Genomic DNA, 14,098 nt, shown 5'->3' with positions numbered 1-14,098 from the left:
ATAGTGAACACCAACAGAAAGGAGTGGTTTACCGCCCATGACTGAAATGATATCTGCGACCGTACTGCTGCTGCTGATCATGGATCCTCTCGGCAATCTGCCTATTTTTATGTCGGTGCTGAAACATCTGGAACCCAGACGCCGTCGCGTGGTGCTGATGCGTGAAATGCTGATTGCGCTCGGTCTGATGCTGCTGTTTCTGTTTGCCGGTGAACGCATTCTGATGTTCCTGAATCTGCGCACCGAAACGGTCTCTATTTCCGGCGGCATTATTCTGTTCCTGATCGCGATTCGCATGATTTTTCCCTCCGGCGACACCGGCAGCAGCGGCCTGCCGGCTGGCGAGGAGCCGTTTCTCGTGCCGCTGGCCATCCCGCTGGTCGCCGGCCCCTCACTGCTGGCCACGCTGATGCTGCTGTCGCACCAGTACCCGCATCAGATGAGCCATCTGGTCGGCGCGCTGCTGATCGCCTGGGGAGCTACGGTTATCATTCTGCTGCTGTCGGGGCTGTTTCTGCGCCTGCTGGGCGACAAAGGCGTTAACGCGCTGGAGCGGCTGATGGGACTGATCCTGATTATGCTGGCGACGCAGATGTTTCTGGATGGGATCCGGGCGTATCTGAAGTTATAACCGCATGCTATGGCTGCGGGCGACTGGCATCGCCCGCATCAACCATTCAGGATTTTTTCTTTATGGGTTTGCCAGACCAGTAGCCTGCCAGCAGTGAGCCGGAGAGGTTGTGCCAGACCGAGAAGAGTGCACCCGGCAGGGCAGCAAGCGGTGAGAAATAGAGTTTGCCGAGCGTAGCCGCCAGCCCCGAATTCTGCATCCCCACCTCCAGCGCCAGCGTGCGGCAGGTCGACTCATCAAAGCCAAACAGCTTGCCGCCCCAGTAGCCGCCGAGCAGACCAATGGCGTTATGCAGGATCACCGCCAGAATAACCATCAGGCCCACCGATCCGATAAAGCTCTGGCTACCCGCCACCACCGCGCTGATAATCAGCAAAATGCAGAGCATGGAAAACGCCGGCAGCCAGGGTTCAACGCGGCGCACCACGCTGTTCATGGTGTGATGAATAATCAGCCCGAGTGAAATCGGGATCACCACAATTTTCACGATGCTCAGCAGCATCCCCACCACGTCGACCTGAATATGCGTATCAACGTAAAAACGGGTCAGCAGCGGAGTAGCAAAGACGCCCACCAGCGCAGAGACGGAAGAGATAGTTACCGAAAGCGCTACATCGCCCTTCGCCAGATAAATCATTACGTTTGACGCGGTTCCGCTGGCGACGCTGCCGACCAGAATCATGCCGGCTGCCAGATCGGGCGGCATCTGAAACAGCTTTGCCAGCGCCCATGCGGCCAGCGGCATCACCAGATAGTGCAGAAAGGTGCCGGCAATCACCGGAGCCGGACGCACCAGCACGCGTTTAAAATCGTCAATATTTAGCGTAACGCCCATGCCAAACATGATCAGCATCAGCAGATAAGAGACCCACGGACCGATACCGGTAAAGGTGGATGGCGAGTAATAGGCGGCGACTGAGAGCAGTACAGCCCAGAGTGGGAACAGGCGGGTGAGACTGGCGAGCATGAAACACTTCCTTTTTCAGAGACCTTTGTCCGCTACAAAAGCGAGCCGGAGAGGTTTTAGATGATTTACCACAGGTGAAAGATCGCACGGGGAACGACCGCTGCAATCGGAAGGGATCATAACATTTCGTTATCGCCGCCGACGGTGCCGGCGGCAATTGCCTATCAGCTGCTGCGTATTGCGCCCTGAAGCGGGAAATAACACTGCGCTTTGCGGCAAACGCCAGCAGATATGGCGGGGTTAGCCGGAAAAAAAGCCGGACAGCGTCCGGCTAATCAGCATCATAAAGAGAGGTATCAGGCACCAAACAGATTGTGATGCAGCGCGCGCACCACTGCTTCCGCATCTGGCGTCGGCACCAGGAAACAGAGGTTGTAGCTGCTGGCACCGTAGCAAATCATGCGCAGATTAAACGGCTCCAGCGCACCAAAGACCTCTTTGCCCACGCCGCAGGCTTTCGACAGGTTGTTACCGATAATAGCGACCAGCGCCAGATTCTCTTCAACTTCCACGCGGCACAGCGAAGAGAGCTCGGTAAGCAGCGCCTGCGTCAGCAGGCTATCCACGCTGCTGGTGGAGCCGGTGTTATCCAGCGTCAGCGCCACGCTGACTTCAGAGGTGGTGACCAGATCCACAGAAACATTATGGCGCGCCAGAATCGCAAACACCTCAGCCAGAAAACCGTGCGCGTGCAGCATGTTCAGGCTGTGCAGCGTCAGCAGCGTCTGCTTGCGACGCAGTGCCAGCGCGCGGAAAAGCGGCGGATTACGCGTTTCATTGCAGACGCGCGTGCCGCCGGCGGCCGGATCTTTACTGGAGCCAACAAACACCGGGATATCGCTGCGTACCGCCGGCAGCAGCGTGGCGGGATGGAGCACTTTCGCGCCAAAAATTGCCATTTCTGCCGCCTCTTCGAAGGTGATCTCTTCGATACGGCGCGCAGCCGGCACCACGCGCGGATCGGTAGTATAGATACCTGCCACGTCGGTCCAGATATCGATGCGCTCAGCCTGCAGAGCCTCGCCCAGCAGCGCAGCAGTATAATCGCTGCCGCCGCGGCCCAGCGTGGTGGTGCGCCCTTTGCTCTCGCTGCCGATGAAGCCCTGGGTAACCACCAGCGCTTCGGCAATGCGCGGCTGCAGCTGCGCCGCTGCCAGCGTCTGCAGCTCAGCCACCTGCGGCTCGGCCCGGCCAAAACGATCGCTGGTGCGCATCACTTTGCGAACGTCAAACCACTCGGCATTGACACCGCGCTCGCGCAGGATCTCGACAAACAGCAGCGTTGACATCAGTTCGCCGTGGCTGACCAGCTCATCGGTAAGAGCCAGAGAATTGGCCAGTGCCGTGGTATCTGACAGCATGGTGATGTTTTCCAGCACGCGGTCAATTTCTTCACGGATCACATCCGGCGCAGCAAGGCGATCGATAATGGCGTACTGGATACGGCGAATTTCATCCAGCATCTGGGTACGCTCTGCCTGATCCTGGCCCTCGGCCAGCGCGACCAGCAGATTCGTCACGCCAGCAGACGCAGAGAGAACGACCAGACGGGTCTGGGCATCGGACAGCACAACGTCTGCGCTGCGGTTCATGGCATCGAAATCGGCAACGCTGGTGCCACCAAATTTTGCCACAATCAACGGTTGAGACATGTAACAAACCTCGTGTCAGGTTATCTTCCGCCGGGAATTCGGTTCAGAAGACAGGGATAACAGCCTTGGCACAAGAGAAGAGCGGAATTGGACAGACAAGATCAGGAGATGAGTCACCAAAAGCACTTCACCTTGCGAAACGTCCGACTGCGGACGCTTCTGGTGACAACCCAGAGGATTCAGCCCCTGCAGCCGACAGCACAACACTCCGCGTGTTATGCCATCTCGGCGTCGCACCCCCTGATGTGTTTTCGCCGGATACGGATCCTCAAACACACTGCCTGGGCGACGCGCCTCTTCTGGCTTGCACCCGGAGGTGCAAGTCGCGGGCATAAATTATCGACAAATTGTGCTGCTGTCCAGCCTTGTGGCACCCGGAGAAATGATTTTTTAACGCGTGCAGCCCCGCTGTAAATACGCGCCGCGCCCGATGCGGGATCCCTGATACAAAAGCGCCCGCTTACGCGGCTTTTTACTGACGCGCCGCAGAATTTATCTTTTCCGCATGCGGCATACTGGCGCCTGGATTTCACTGAAACCGTGCGGCCAGGGTCACAAAATTTTCCTTTCGCCTGCAACTATGGTCATACTGAAATGCGTTTGCGCGATGCCTGTTCGACTGTACCCGACGCGGTTATGCCCCTGATAAACAGGCGCACACCGGGGTATCAGCAGCGCGCCGTAAGAGAAACTAAGCATGCCGGGCCAGCGGAACGCGCCCGGATGAAATGACGGTTCTTATATCAACAAGAGTGTTGCCATGAAAAATATCAATCCGACACAAACCGCAGCGTGGCAAGCGCTGCAGCAGCATTTTGAACAGATGAAATCAGTGCAGATCGCCGATCTTTTTCAGCAGGATGCCGATCGTTTTGCGAAATTCTCCGCTACGTTCGATGACCAGATGCTGGTGGATTTCTCAAAAAACCGTATCACTGAGGAAACCCTCACAAAATTACAGGCGCTGGCTAAAGAGACTGACCTGGCGGGCGCCATTAAATCGATGTTCTCCGGCGAGAAGATCAACCGTACGGAAGAGCGCGCCGTGCTGCACGTGGCGCTGCGCAACCGCAGCAATACGCCGATTCTGGTTGATGGCAAAGATGTGATGCCGGAAGTCAACGCCGTGCTGGACAAGATGAAAGGCTTCTCTGAGCGTATCATCAGCGGCGAATGGAAGGGATACACCGGTAAGCCCATTACCGATGTGGTCAACATCGGCATTGGCGGCTCCGATCTCGGTCCGTTTATGGTGACTGAGGCGCTGCGCCCTTATAAAAACCATCTGAATATGCACTTTGTCTCCAACGTTGACGGCACGCATATTGCTGAGACGCTGAAAGATCTGAACCCGGAAACCACGCTGTTCCTGGTGGCCTCAAAAACCTTCACCACGCAGGAAACCATGACCAATGCGCACAGCGCACGCGACTGGTTCCTGAAAACGGCGGGCGATCAGCAGCACGTGGCAAAACATTTTGCCGCGCTCTCTACTAACGGCAAAGCGGTCAGCGAGTTTGGTATTGATACCAGCAACATGTTTGAGTTCTGGGACTGGGTTGGCGGGCGCTACTCGCTCTGGTCGGCCATCGGCCTCTCTATTATTCTCTCCATCGGATTTGACAACTTCACGCAGCTGCTCAGCGGCGCACACGCGATGGATCAGCATTTTGCCACCGCTCCGGCGGAGCAGAACCTGCCGGTGCTGCTGGCGCTGATCGGTATCTGGTACAACAACTTTTTTGGTGCCGAAACCGAAGCGATCCTGCCTTACGACCAGTATATGCATCGCTTTGCTGCCTATTTCCAGCAGGGCAACATGGAATCGAACGGCAAGTATGTCGATCGTGAAGGCAATCCGGTCGACTATCAGACCGGCCCGATTATCTGGGGCGAGCCTGGCACCAATGGTCAGCATGCGTTTTATCAGCTGATCCATCAGGGAACCAAGCTGGTGCCGTGCGACTTTATTGCACCGGCCATTACCCATAACGCGCTGGCCGATCACCACCAGAAGCTGCTGTCGAACTTTTTTGCTCAGACCGAGGCGCTGGCATTTGGTAAGTCACGCGATACGGTAGAGAAAGAGTTTACCGATGCCGGTAAATCGGCGGAGTCAGTGGCGCACGTTGTGCCGTTTAAAGTGTTTGAAGGTAACCGTCCGACTAACTCCATTCTGCTGCGCGAAATTACCCCTTACAGCCTGGGTGCGCTGATTGCGCTGTATGAACATAAGATTTTCACGCAGGGTGCCATTCTGAATATTTACACGTTCGATCAGTGGGGCGTGGAACTGGGCAAACAGCTGGCAAATCGTATTTTGCCTGAGCTGGAAAATGACGCAAATATTGCCAGTCACGACAGCTCGACCAATGGATTGATCAATCGCTACAAATCCTGGCGTTAATTTGCATCAGGATCATCAGGGCGGCCGCTGGCCGCCTTTTTTATTCCGCTTATTTGCCGGTTTTAATACGGCCATTCATTGCTGATGCAATATCCCTTCGGCTGGCTACAGAAAATCTGATGTTGCGCTAAGCCTCTGCAAAAATCACAGATTTTACCGGATCTGATTGTGTGCAACAGGCGCTCAGCCCCCCTGAATCCACGCGGATTTAAATTTACAACCCATCAGGAAAATCCGATAATTCCTATTCCGTGCCAAATTTTACTAAAAAAGTGTAAAATCCTGCCGTATATAATGTCGTCATATTTACGCTTCAGGCAGTAGCAAACGGGCCACGGAAAAAAGCTATTCACGCCGGTTTTTTCTGACTGCAATACCACAGCAGCCGGATACGGGCGCGCTTTTTAGCCTGCTACAGGCTGATATTTTATTGCTCTGACGTAAACGCGCCTGAAACCAGGATAGCTCCTTCATTCATTTTTTTTCTAAATGCAGGAAACGCTGTTATGAAAAAACTCGTGGCTGCCGGTGCAGCCTTGTTATATCTCGCGGTCGCTTCTGCCGCCCACGCCGTACCGGAAGAGACCGGCGCAGCAGCCGGCGCACAGGCGGGCGCGATCTCCTCTGGCGCATCGACCGCGGTGGGGATTGGCGCGCTCGGCGCGCTGGTAGGTCTCGGCCTTGCCGCTGCTGGCGGCGGCGGCGGCGGTGATGGCGCAAATACCGGTACAACAACAACCACAACGGGCACGACCCGCTGATAATACGCTTTGACTCCTGACCACACCGCCGTGTGGTTATTTTTTGCTTTTGTTTTTTAGACAGGGATACACACAGTGCGCCAACTCTCTTTGCTGCTGCTTTGTCTGTTGCTGCAGGCCTGCACACAGACGCAAAAAGGTCTTGAGCAGACCGTCATGCTTGCCGTCAATGGTCCCGACGACGTCACGGTCAGTGCCGAACAGATTCAGAAACTCCCTTACGCCAGTATGTACGCCCGCATCGACAATGGCGCACGTATCTTTGTGGTACTCGGCTACCTTGAAGCGGGTCAGCAAAAGTGGGTGACTCAGGACAAAGCCATGCTGGTGATGCAGCATGGCCGCCTGGTGAAAACGCTGGGACTGCGCGACAACCTGCAGGCGGTCAGCAACCTCGCCGGGGATCCGCTGGCTGATGCGCTGCATCTGCAGAACGGTGCCAGCTGGACACGCGTCGTGCAGTGGCGTGAACAGGATCGGGTACGCGCCGCAACGGCGGTCTCGCAGTTTGAGCGCGGCACCGATGAAGTGCTGACGCTGGCGGGAGAAGCGATACCGTGCCGCGTCTGGCAGGAAAATGTGTCGATGGCGAGCCTGAACCGCACCTGGCAGAACACGTTCTGGATCGACAACCGCGACGGCACGGTGCTGCAGACGCAGCAGATGCTTGCCGCTGACCAGTTTCCTGTTGTAACCACCCTTCTGAAGCCGGCTAAATCATGAAAAAAATAATAACTCTGCTGGCTGCACTGGCTCTGCCTGCGGCAGGCAACGCGCTGGCCGCAGGCCAGATTACCGTGCACGCTGCGACAGGCGATAGCAGCATGCAGATTGATGACGTTCAGCGTCTGAGCCAGCTGCTGACGCATCCCGGCCTCAATACCTGGTGGCCCGGCACCGTCATAGCAGAGCGCGGTGCTACCGCTGCCGTACAGCAACAGCGCCACCAGCTGCTGACCGATCTGCGTGCCTGGCAGGGCAGCAGCGATGCCGCACTCGGCGCAACCATCGGTGCAGTGATCCGGCAGCTCAACGCGCTGCCGGTTACCGGCCGGCAGTTTACCTCGCTGGATATCGACTGGCTGCGGCTGCATCCGGAAGCGGATCGTGCGCTGCAGGGCAGTTATGACCTCTATACCCTGCCGGAACCGCACCAGGTACTGATTATGGGCGCCCTCGCCCGGCCTGGCGCAGAGAGCTGGCAGCCCGGACGCAGCGTACGCGACTATCTCGCCGCACACGAACGCCTGACCGGCGGCGATCGCAGCGTGGCCACCGTTATTGCGCCATCTGGCGAGGTCCGTCAGGTTCCGGTCGCCTACTGGAATCAGCGTCATGCTGAAGTTGAACCCGGCAGCATTATCTGGCTCGGCTTTACCTCATGGAGCCTGCCGTGGGGCCAGGCAGATTTAAATACGCGTCTGATTTCTGTTCTGACTCACCGGATCCCGCAATAATGAAAAAACAACTACTGCTCAGCCTGCTGGCTGCATCTGTCTCTGCCGCCTGCCAGGTGCAGGCTGAAACCTGGCCGCAGCCGGTGGGTCCTTCACAATCCGATTTTGGCGGCGTCGGCCTGCTGCAGACGCCTACCGCCCGCATGGCGAAAGAGGGTGAATTCAGCCTTAACGCGCGGGATAACGATCAGTATCGCTACTACTCCGCCTCGCTTCAGCTTCTGTCGTGGCTGGAAACCACCGTACGCTATACCGATGTGCGGACCCGTCGCTACAGCGGCGTGGAAGATTTCAGCGGCAACCAGAGTTATAAAGATAAAGCGTTCGATCTGAAACTGCGCCTCTGGCAGGAGAGCTACTGGCTGCCGGAGGTGGCGGTGGGTTCACGCGACCTCGGCGGCACCGGGCTGTTTGACAGCGAATATCTGGTGGCGTCTAAAGCCTGGGGGCCATTCGATTTTACGCTGGGCCTTGGCTGGGGCTATCTCGGCAACAGCGGCACCGTGAAAAACTCGTTTTGCTCTTACAGCGACAGCTATTGCAGCCGCACCGGTGGCGGCACGGCTGGTTCAGTCAATGGCTCACAGCTGTTTCATGGCCCTGCTGCCCTGTTTGGCGGCGTGGAGTATCAGACGCCGTGGCAGCCGCTGCGCCTTAAGCTGGAGTATGAGGGCAACGATTATCAGGATGACTTTGCCGGACGGCTGGAGCAGCGCAGCAAAGTCAACGCCGGTGCGATTTATCGCCTTACTGACTGGGCAGATATCAATGCCAGCTATGAGCGCGGCAACACCTTTATGTTTGGCGTAACCATTCGCACCAACTTCAACGATCTGCGCCAGACGCATATCGATACGCCGAAGCCTGCTTACGACCCGCATCCGCAGGGCGATCTGCTGGATTCTGCCGTGGTCGCCAGCCAGCTTAGCGCACTGAAGTATGACGCCGGATTCAATGGCCCGCGCATTCAGACCAAAGGCGCTACCCTTTACGTCAGCGGTGAGCAGATCAAATATCGCGATACGCGCGAAGGCGTTGATCGCGCCAATCGTATTATGATGAATCACCTGCCAGCCGGCATTGACACAATTGCCGTCACGGAGTCGCGCTTTAATATGCCGCAGGTGACGACGCGCACGCAGGTTGCCAGCCTGCATAATACGCTCAGCGGCTATCCGCTGGGGCATGAGCAGCCGCTGCAGCAGTCGCGCGTTAATCCGGTCGATCCGGGCGCAACCGAGCAGGGCCTGTTTATGCGTAAAGATCGCCTGAACTACAGCCTGTCACCGGTGCTCAACCAGTCAGTTGGCGGGCCGGAAAGCTTCTATATGTATCAGGTTGGCGCGATGGCAAACGCGGATTACTGGCTGACCGATCACCTGCTGGTGAGCGGCAGCCTGTTTGGCAATATCGTGAACAACTATGACCGCTTCAATTATAACGGCGCGCCCTCTGACTCCACGCTGCCGCGCGTGCGTACCCATATCCGCGACTATGTGAAAAACAATGTCTACGTAAACGATCTGCAGGCCAACTATATGCATTACCTCGGTAATAACCTGTATGGTCAGGTTTATGGCGGCTATCTGGAGACCATGTATGGCGGCGCCGGTGCTGAAGTGCTCTACCGCCCGGTAGACAGCAACTGGGCGGTGGGCGTTGATGCCAACTATGTCAAACAACGCGACTGGGACAACATGATGCAGTTCCGCGACTACAAAGCGCCAACCGGTCATCTGACCGCCTACTGGCGCCCGTGGTTTATGCAGGATGTGCTGGTGAAAGCGAGCGTGGGGCAATACCTGGCGAAGGATAAAGGCGCCACGCTGGATATCTCCAAACGCTACGACAGCGGCGTCACCGTGGGCTTCTACGCCACCAAAACCAACGTTTCATCTGAAGCGTATGGCGAAGGCGACTTTACCAAAGGCTTCTATATTTCGGTTCCGATGGATCTGTTTACCGTCACGCCAACGCGCGGCCGTGCACAGGTGAACTGGGTGCCGCTGACGCGTGATGGTGGCCAGATGCTGAGTCGTAAATATCAGCTCTACGATCTGACCGCCGATCGCGACGCGCGGTTTAATTAAGATCGGGCGCGGGGTAACACCCGCGCACTCTATCTGTGCTGATGCTCTCCACCCCTCTTTCCCCTGGCATCAGTCAGACTCCGCACGCTTTCTTTCCTCATTGCTCACAGATCCGACCAGCACAACTGCATTTGCCTCCATAATGGTTAAAACGAAAATGGTTTCCACGTACAACGCTGAAATGGAGCAACTATGGCTACCCCGGTACCGGCTAAACGCGGAAAAAAACCTCGCGTTACCTCCCCTGCGGCTACGCCGCCGGCTGGCGGTCAGGTTCAGTCGCTGACGCGCGGCCTGCGTCTGCTGGAGCTAATTGCCGACGCGCACGGCAGCGTGGCGCTGACCGAGCTGGCGCAGCAGGCGGGCCTGCCAAATTCAACCACGCATCGTCTGCTCTCCACGATGCAGCAGCAGGGCTTTGTGCATCAGGTGGGCGATCTGGGCTACTGGACGATTGGCGCCCACGCCTTTGTGGTGGGCAGCAGTTTTCTGCAGAGCCGCAATCTGCTGGCCATTGTGCATCCGGTGTTACGGCGACTGATGGAGGAAGCTGGCGAGACGGTGAATCTGGCGGTGCTGGACCTGAGTGATTATCAGGCGGTGATTGTTGATCAGGTGCAGTGCACGCAGCTGATGCGTATGTCAGCCCCGATTGGCGGCAAGCTGCCGATGCACGCTTCCGGCGCCGGGAAAGCTTTTCTGGCCCATCTGAATGACGATCAGGTAACTGCACTGCTGCATCAGAAAGGCCTGCACGGCTATACGCCTAAAACGCTGATGTCGCCGCATACGCTGAAAGAGAATCTGGCGCTGATCCGCAAAATGGGCTTCTCGCATGATGATGAGGAGCATGCGCTGGGGCTGCGCTGCGTAGCGGCACCTATTTATGACGAGCACGGCGACGCGTTTGCCGCGATCTCTATTTCAGGCCCGCTGGCCCGTATGACGGACGATCGTATTACCGAGCTGGGTGCGCTGGTGATCCGCGCCGCCCGAACGGTTACGCAGGCGTACGCCGGGCGTTAAACTGCTACCGTGGCGTAGCGCACGCTGAAGCGCCGGGCGTTACGCCACGCCATCGCCTCTTCAACATGGCCATTGCGGATCTGCGCCTGCAGCGATCGCCACCAGCCGGGGTCAAACAGCTGCGGATGCAGCGTCTGCAGCAGCCTGCCGGTCGCGGGTTCGCTGCAGAGCGCGTAACGGAACGTCTCCGGAAATATGTCATCGGGCCCGACGCTGTACCAGGGCTCTGCCTGCAGCTCCTGCTCTTCATAACGCGCGGGCGGAACGTCACGGAATATCAGCTCAGTCATCAGGCGGATTTCATCGTAGTCATAAAACACCACGCGCCCGTGGCGCGTCATACCGAAATTTTTAAACAGCATATCGCCGGGAAAAATGTTAGCCGCCGCCAGCTGACAGATGGCATTGCCATACTCCTCCAGCGCATGCCGACGCTGCGCCTCGCTGGCGTGCTGCAGCCAGAGGTTGAGCGGCTCCATGCGACGCTCCAGCCAGAGATGACGAATGATAACGTTCTCATCGCGCAGCGTGATCTTTTCCGGTATATCGCGCATGAACTCCGCCATCAGCGCGTCCGGGATCCGCGCGCGCGGCAGGGCAAAATAGCGAAACTCCTGCGTATCCGCCATGCGTCCGACGCGATCGTGCTCTTTGACCAGCCGGTAGCAGTCGTGCACCTGCGCTTCCGTTACCTCCTTTTGCGGCGCGAAACGGTCTTTAATGACCTTGAATACCCGATCGTAGCCCGGCAGAGTAAACACCAGCATCACCATGCCGCGCACGCCAGGCGCAGGCGCAAATGCGTCATCATGGTGTGCCAGATAGTGCAGATATTCGCGGTAGCTCTCGGTTTTACCGTGTTTCTGGCAGCCAATGGCGATATAGCGCTCGGCGAGGGTTTTGCCTGGCAGCAGCGGCTGCAGCCACGCCACCAGCGCCGCAGGCACCGGGGCGTAAACCATGAAGCTGGCGCGGGCGAAGCCAAATACGATGCTCGCCTCATCGCGATCCGTCAGGCAGGTATCGATCCACAGCTGCCCATCGCTGTCGCGCTGGATCGGCAGCAGACAGGGCAGGATCTCACCGCTGCGGAACTGCAACCGCGCGACAATCCACGCGGTTTTGTTACGATAGAAAAGTTCGCTGGCGACCTCCAGCACGGCACCGGCCAGCTGCGCCGCGCTGAACTGCTCCTTCAGATGCCGCTCAATCCAGCGGATATCGCGTGCCCGATCCTGCCACGTCAGCCGCAGGGGAAGATCGGACAGCAGCTGCCGCAGCGCACTCTGCCAGTCCGGCCGGGGAGCATAGCGACGCGACAGTGGACGCTGCGCTTCCGGTTGTTGCAAACCCGGCTGCGAGGAGTGAATAAACAGCCGCTCTGGAAACAGATGGCTGTGCCCCTGCAGCCGGCAGTAAACGGAGTTAAAAAAGCTCTCTGCAATTTCATGGCGCGGATAGCCCGGCAGCAGCGTCTCATAGTGCGCCTTTACCCGCAGCCAGAAGGCGGTATCCCACTCCGCCTGCCCGTTCAGCACGCGCAACTGACTGACTACCAGGGTGACATGATGATCATACAGATGTATGCGCTCCTTCATGGCGCGCTGCGCCGCCGGCCAGTCCGCCTGCTCAAACCGCTGCTGCGCACCGGCGGTGATATCGAGAAAACGACCGTACTGCGCGTCAAAGCCCTGCAGAATGGTATGGGCAATAAGGGATTCTCCGGGTGACATCAGTTATCTCCGGTACGCGGTGGCCACGAGCCGCTGCACAGCAGCGGCGCCTCTCTTGCCGATCCGATCAGAACTGCGCGGTTTCCGTTGAGCCGGTCAGGGCCGTCACAGAAGATGCGCCGCCCTGAATCACCGTGGTGATGCGATCAAAGTAACCGGTGCCCACTTCCTGCTGATGCGATGAAAAGGTGTAGCCTTTGTCGCGCGCCGCAAATTCCGGCTGCTGCACTTTTTCAACGTAGTGGCGCATCCCCTCGCCCTGCGCGTACGCGTGCGCCAGGTCAAACATGCTGAACCACATGCTGTGGATCCCGGCCAGCGTAATAAACTGAAAGCGATAGCCCATGTCGCTCAGCGCCTGCTGAAAGCGTGCGATGGTGCGATCGTCGAGGTTTTTCTTCCAGTTAAATGAGGGTGAGCAGTTATAAGCCAGCAGTTTGCCGGGATAGCGCGCGTGTATCGCGTCAGCAAAGCGCTGCGCCAGCGCCAGATCGGGCGTGGAGGTTTCACACCATAAAACATCGGCATAGGGCGCATAGGCAAGACCGCGGCTGATCGCCTGCTCGATCCCGGCACGGGTGCGATAAAACCCCTCCGGCGTACGTTCACCGGTGATAAACGCGCTGTCGTTCGGATCGCAGTCAGAAGTAATTAAGTCAGCGGCATCCGCATCGGTGCGCGCAATCAGCACGGTTGGCACATTCATGACATCAGCCGCAAGGCGTGCAGCTACCAGTTTCTGAATCGCGTCCTGCGTTGGCACCAGCACCTTACCGCCCATATGGCCGCATTTTTTTACCGCCGCCAGCTGATCTTCAAAATGCACGGCGCCAGCCCCGGCCACAATCATCGATTTCATCAGCTCAAAAGCGTTCAGTACGCCGCCAAAGCCCGCCTCCGCATCGGCCACTATCGGCAGAAAATAGTCGACATACGCGTCATCTTCCGGCGACAGGCCGCTGGCCCACTGGATCTGATCGGCGCGCTGAAAGCTCTGGTTAATCCGCTGCACCACCTCCGGTACAGAGTTAACCGGATAGAGCGACTGATCGGGGTACATCTGACCGGCGAGGTTTGCATCCGCCGCCACCTGCCAGCCCGAGAGATAGATCGCTTCGATACCGGCTTTCGCCTGCTGCACTGCCTGCCCCCCGGTTAACGCACCAAGGCTATTGATATAACCTTTAGTCGCGCCGCCGTTCAGCAGCGACCAGAGCCTGACGGCGCCCCGTTCTGCCAGCGTGCAGGCGGGCGTTACCGAGCCGCGCAGGCTGATGACCTCTTCTGCCCGATAGGGACGCGTGATACCGTTCCAGCGCGCATCCTGCCAGCTCATTTCCAGTTGTGTGATCTGTTGTGTCCGATTCATAGCAC

At 57.8% G+C, this 14,098-nt stretch carries 11 protein-coding genes and 1 riboswitch; of the genes, 7 read left to right on the top strand and 4 right to left on the bottom strand.

Annotated features, from left to right (window positions below; all coding sequences use genetic code 11):
• The first annotated feature begins 37 nt into the window (after positions 1 to 37).
• Entirely contained in the window at positions 38 to 631 is a 594-nt protein-coding gene (locus LAC65_RS00930; RefSeq protein WP_039381881.1) for a YhgN family NAAT transporter, read from the top strand.
• A gap of 46 nt (positions 632 to 677) precedes the next feature.
• On the opposite strand, the gene panS is transcribed toward LAC65_RS00930, so the two are convergent.
• Positions 678 to 1,598 (bottom strand): ketopantoate/pantoate/pantothenate transporter PanS, encoded by a 921-nt coding sequence (gene panS, locus LAC65_RS00925; protein WP_039381880.1) that lies wholly within the window; start codon positions 1,596 to 1,598, stop codon positions 678 to 680.
• A gap of 296 nt (positions 1,599 to 1,894) precedes the next feature.
• Positions 1,895 to 3,250, bottom strand: coding sequence for a lysine-sensitive aspartokinase 3 (lysC, locus tag LAC65_RS00920; protein ID WP_039381879.1), 1,356 nt, complete (start codon positions 3,248 to 3,250; stop codon positions 1,895 to 1,897).
• A gap of 112 nt (positions 3,251 to 3,362) precedes the next feature.
• Positions 3,363 to 3,557: riboswitch (Lysine riboswitch) on the bottom strand.
• Positions 3,558 to 4,010: 453 nt separating this feature from the next.
• On the opposite strand from lysC, the gene pgi reads away from it, so the two are divergent.
• The 6 genes from pgi (at position 4,011) to iclR (ending at position 10,991) form a co-directional block, all read left to right on the top strand.
• Complete coding sequence (gene pgi, locus LAC65_RS00915) at positions 4,011 to 5,657, top strand: glucose-6-phosphate isomerase (RefSeq protein ID WP_039381878.1); 1,647 nt, start codon at positions 4,011 to 4,013, stop codon at positions 5,655 to 5,657.
• Positions 5,658 to 6,163: 506 nt separating this feature from the next.
• Entirely contained in the window at positions 6,164 to 6,418 is a 255-nt protein-coding gene (yjbE, locus tag LAC65_RS00910) for an exopolysaccharide production protein YjbE (RefSeq protein ID WP_039381876.1), read from the top strand.
• A gap of 75 nt (positions 6,419 to 6,493) precedes the next feature.
• Positions 6,494 to 7,141, top strand: a complete 648-nt coding sequence (locus LAC65_RS00905; protein WP_039381874.1) for a YjbF family lipoprotein — start codon at positions 6,494 to 6,496, stop codon at positions 7,139 to 7,141.
• A complete protein-coding gene (locus LAC65_RS00900; protein WP_039381872.1) occupies positions 7,138 to 7,875 on the top strand; it encodes a capsule biosynthesis GfcC family protein in 738 nt (245 codons plus the stop codon). Before LAC65_RS00905 ends, LAC65_RS00900 begins: the two co-directional genes overlap by 4 nt.
• Positions 7,875 to 9,965 carry a YjbH domain-containing protein gene (locus LAC65_RS00895; protein WP_039381870.1) on the top strand — a complete coding sequence of 697 codons (2,091 nt, stop codon included), beginning with the start codon at positions 7,875 to 7,877 and terminating at the stop codon, positions 9,963 to 9,965. The genes LAC65_RS00900 and LAC65_RS00895 overlap by 1 nt, the downstream gene beginning before the upstream one ends.
• 192 nt (positions 9,966 to 10,157) lie before the next feature.
• Positions 10,158 to 10,991 (top strand): glyoxylate bypass operon transcriptional repressor IclR, encoded by an 834-nt coding sequence (gene iclR, locus LAC65_RS00890; RefSeq protein ID WP_039381868.1) that lies wholly within the window; start codon positions 10,158 to 10,160, stop codon positions 10,989 to 10,991.
• On the opposite strand, the gene aceK is transcribed toward iclR, so the two are convergent.
• Positions 10,988 to 12,724, bottom strand: a complete 1,737-nt coding sequence (gene aceK, locus LAC65_RS00885) for a bifunctional isocitrate dehydrogenase kinase/phosphatase (RefSeq protein WP_039381865.1) — start codon at positions 12,722 to 12,724, stop codon at positions 10,988 to 10,990. The genes iclR and aceK overlap by 4 nt on opposite strands.
• A gap of 67 nt (positions 12,725 to 12,791) precedes the next feature.
• Positions 12,792 to 14,093, bottom strand: coding sequence for an isocitrate lyase (gene aceA, locus LAC65_RS00880; protein WP_039381861.1), 1,302 nt, complete (start codon positions 14,091 to 14,093; stop codon positions 12,792 to 12,794).
• Positions 14,094 to 14,098: the final 5 nt, after the last annotated feature.

The organism is Pantoea eucrina, from assembly GCF_020079945.1.
Lineage (GTDB): Bacteria > Pseudomonadota > Gammaproteobacteria > Enterobacterales > Enterobacteriaceae > Pantoea > Pantoea eucrina.
The sequence above is the reverse complement of the archived record's forward strand: the minus strand, read 5'-3'. Positions and strand labels throughout refer to the sequence as shown.

Coding starts and splice junctions, on each gene's coding strand:
- panS (WP_039381880.1), bottom strand. CDS start 1,598: ATGCTCGCCAGTCTCACCCGCCTGTTCCCACTCTGGGCTGTACTGCTC.
- LAC65_RS00930 (WP_039381881.1), top strand. CDS start 38: ATGACTGAAATGATATCTGCGACCGTACTGCTGCTGCTGATCATGGAT.
- aceK (WP_039381865.1), bottom strand. CDS start 12,724: ATGTCACCCGGAGAATCCCTTATTGCCCATACCATTCTGCAGGGCTTT.
- iclR (WP_039381868.1), top strand. CDS start 10,158: ATGGCTACCCCGGTACCGGCTAAACGCGGAAAAAAACCTCGCGTTACC.
- yjbE (WP_039381876.1), top strand. CDS start 6,164: ATGAAAAAACTCGTGGCTGCCGGTGCAGCCTTGTTATATCTCGCGGTC.
- pgi (WP_039381878.1), top strand. CDS start 4,011: ATGAAAAATATCAATCCGACACAAACCGCAGCGTGGCAAGCGCTGCAG.
- LAC65_RS00895 (WP_039381870.1), top strand. CDS start 7,875: ATGAAAAAACAACTACTGCTCAGCCTGCTGGCTGCATCTGTCTCTGCC.
- lysC (WP_039381879.1), bottom strand. CDS start 3,250: ATGTCTCAACCGTTGATTGTGGCAAAATTTGGTGGCACCAGCGTTGCC.
- aceA (WP_039381861.1), bottom strand. CDS start 14,093: ATGAATCGGACACAACAGATCACACAACTGGAAATGAGCTGGCAGGAT.
- LAC65_RS00900 (WP_039381872.1), top strand. CDS start 7,138: ATGAAAAAAATAATAACTCTGCTGGCTGCACTGGCTCTGCCTGCGGCA.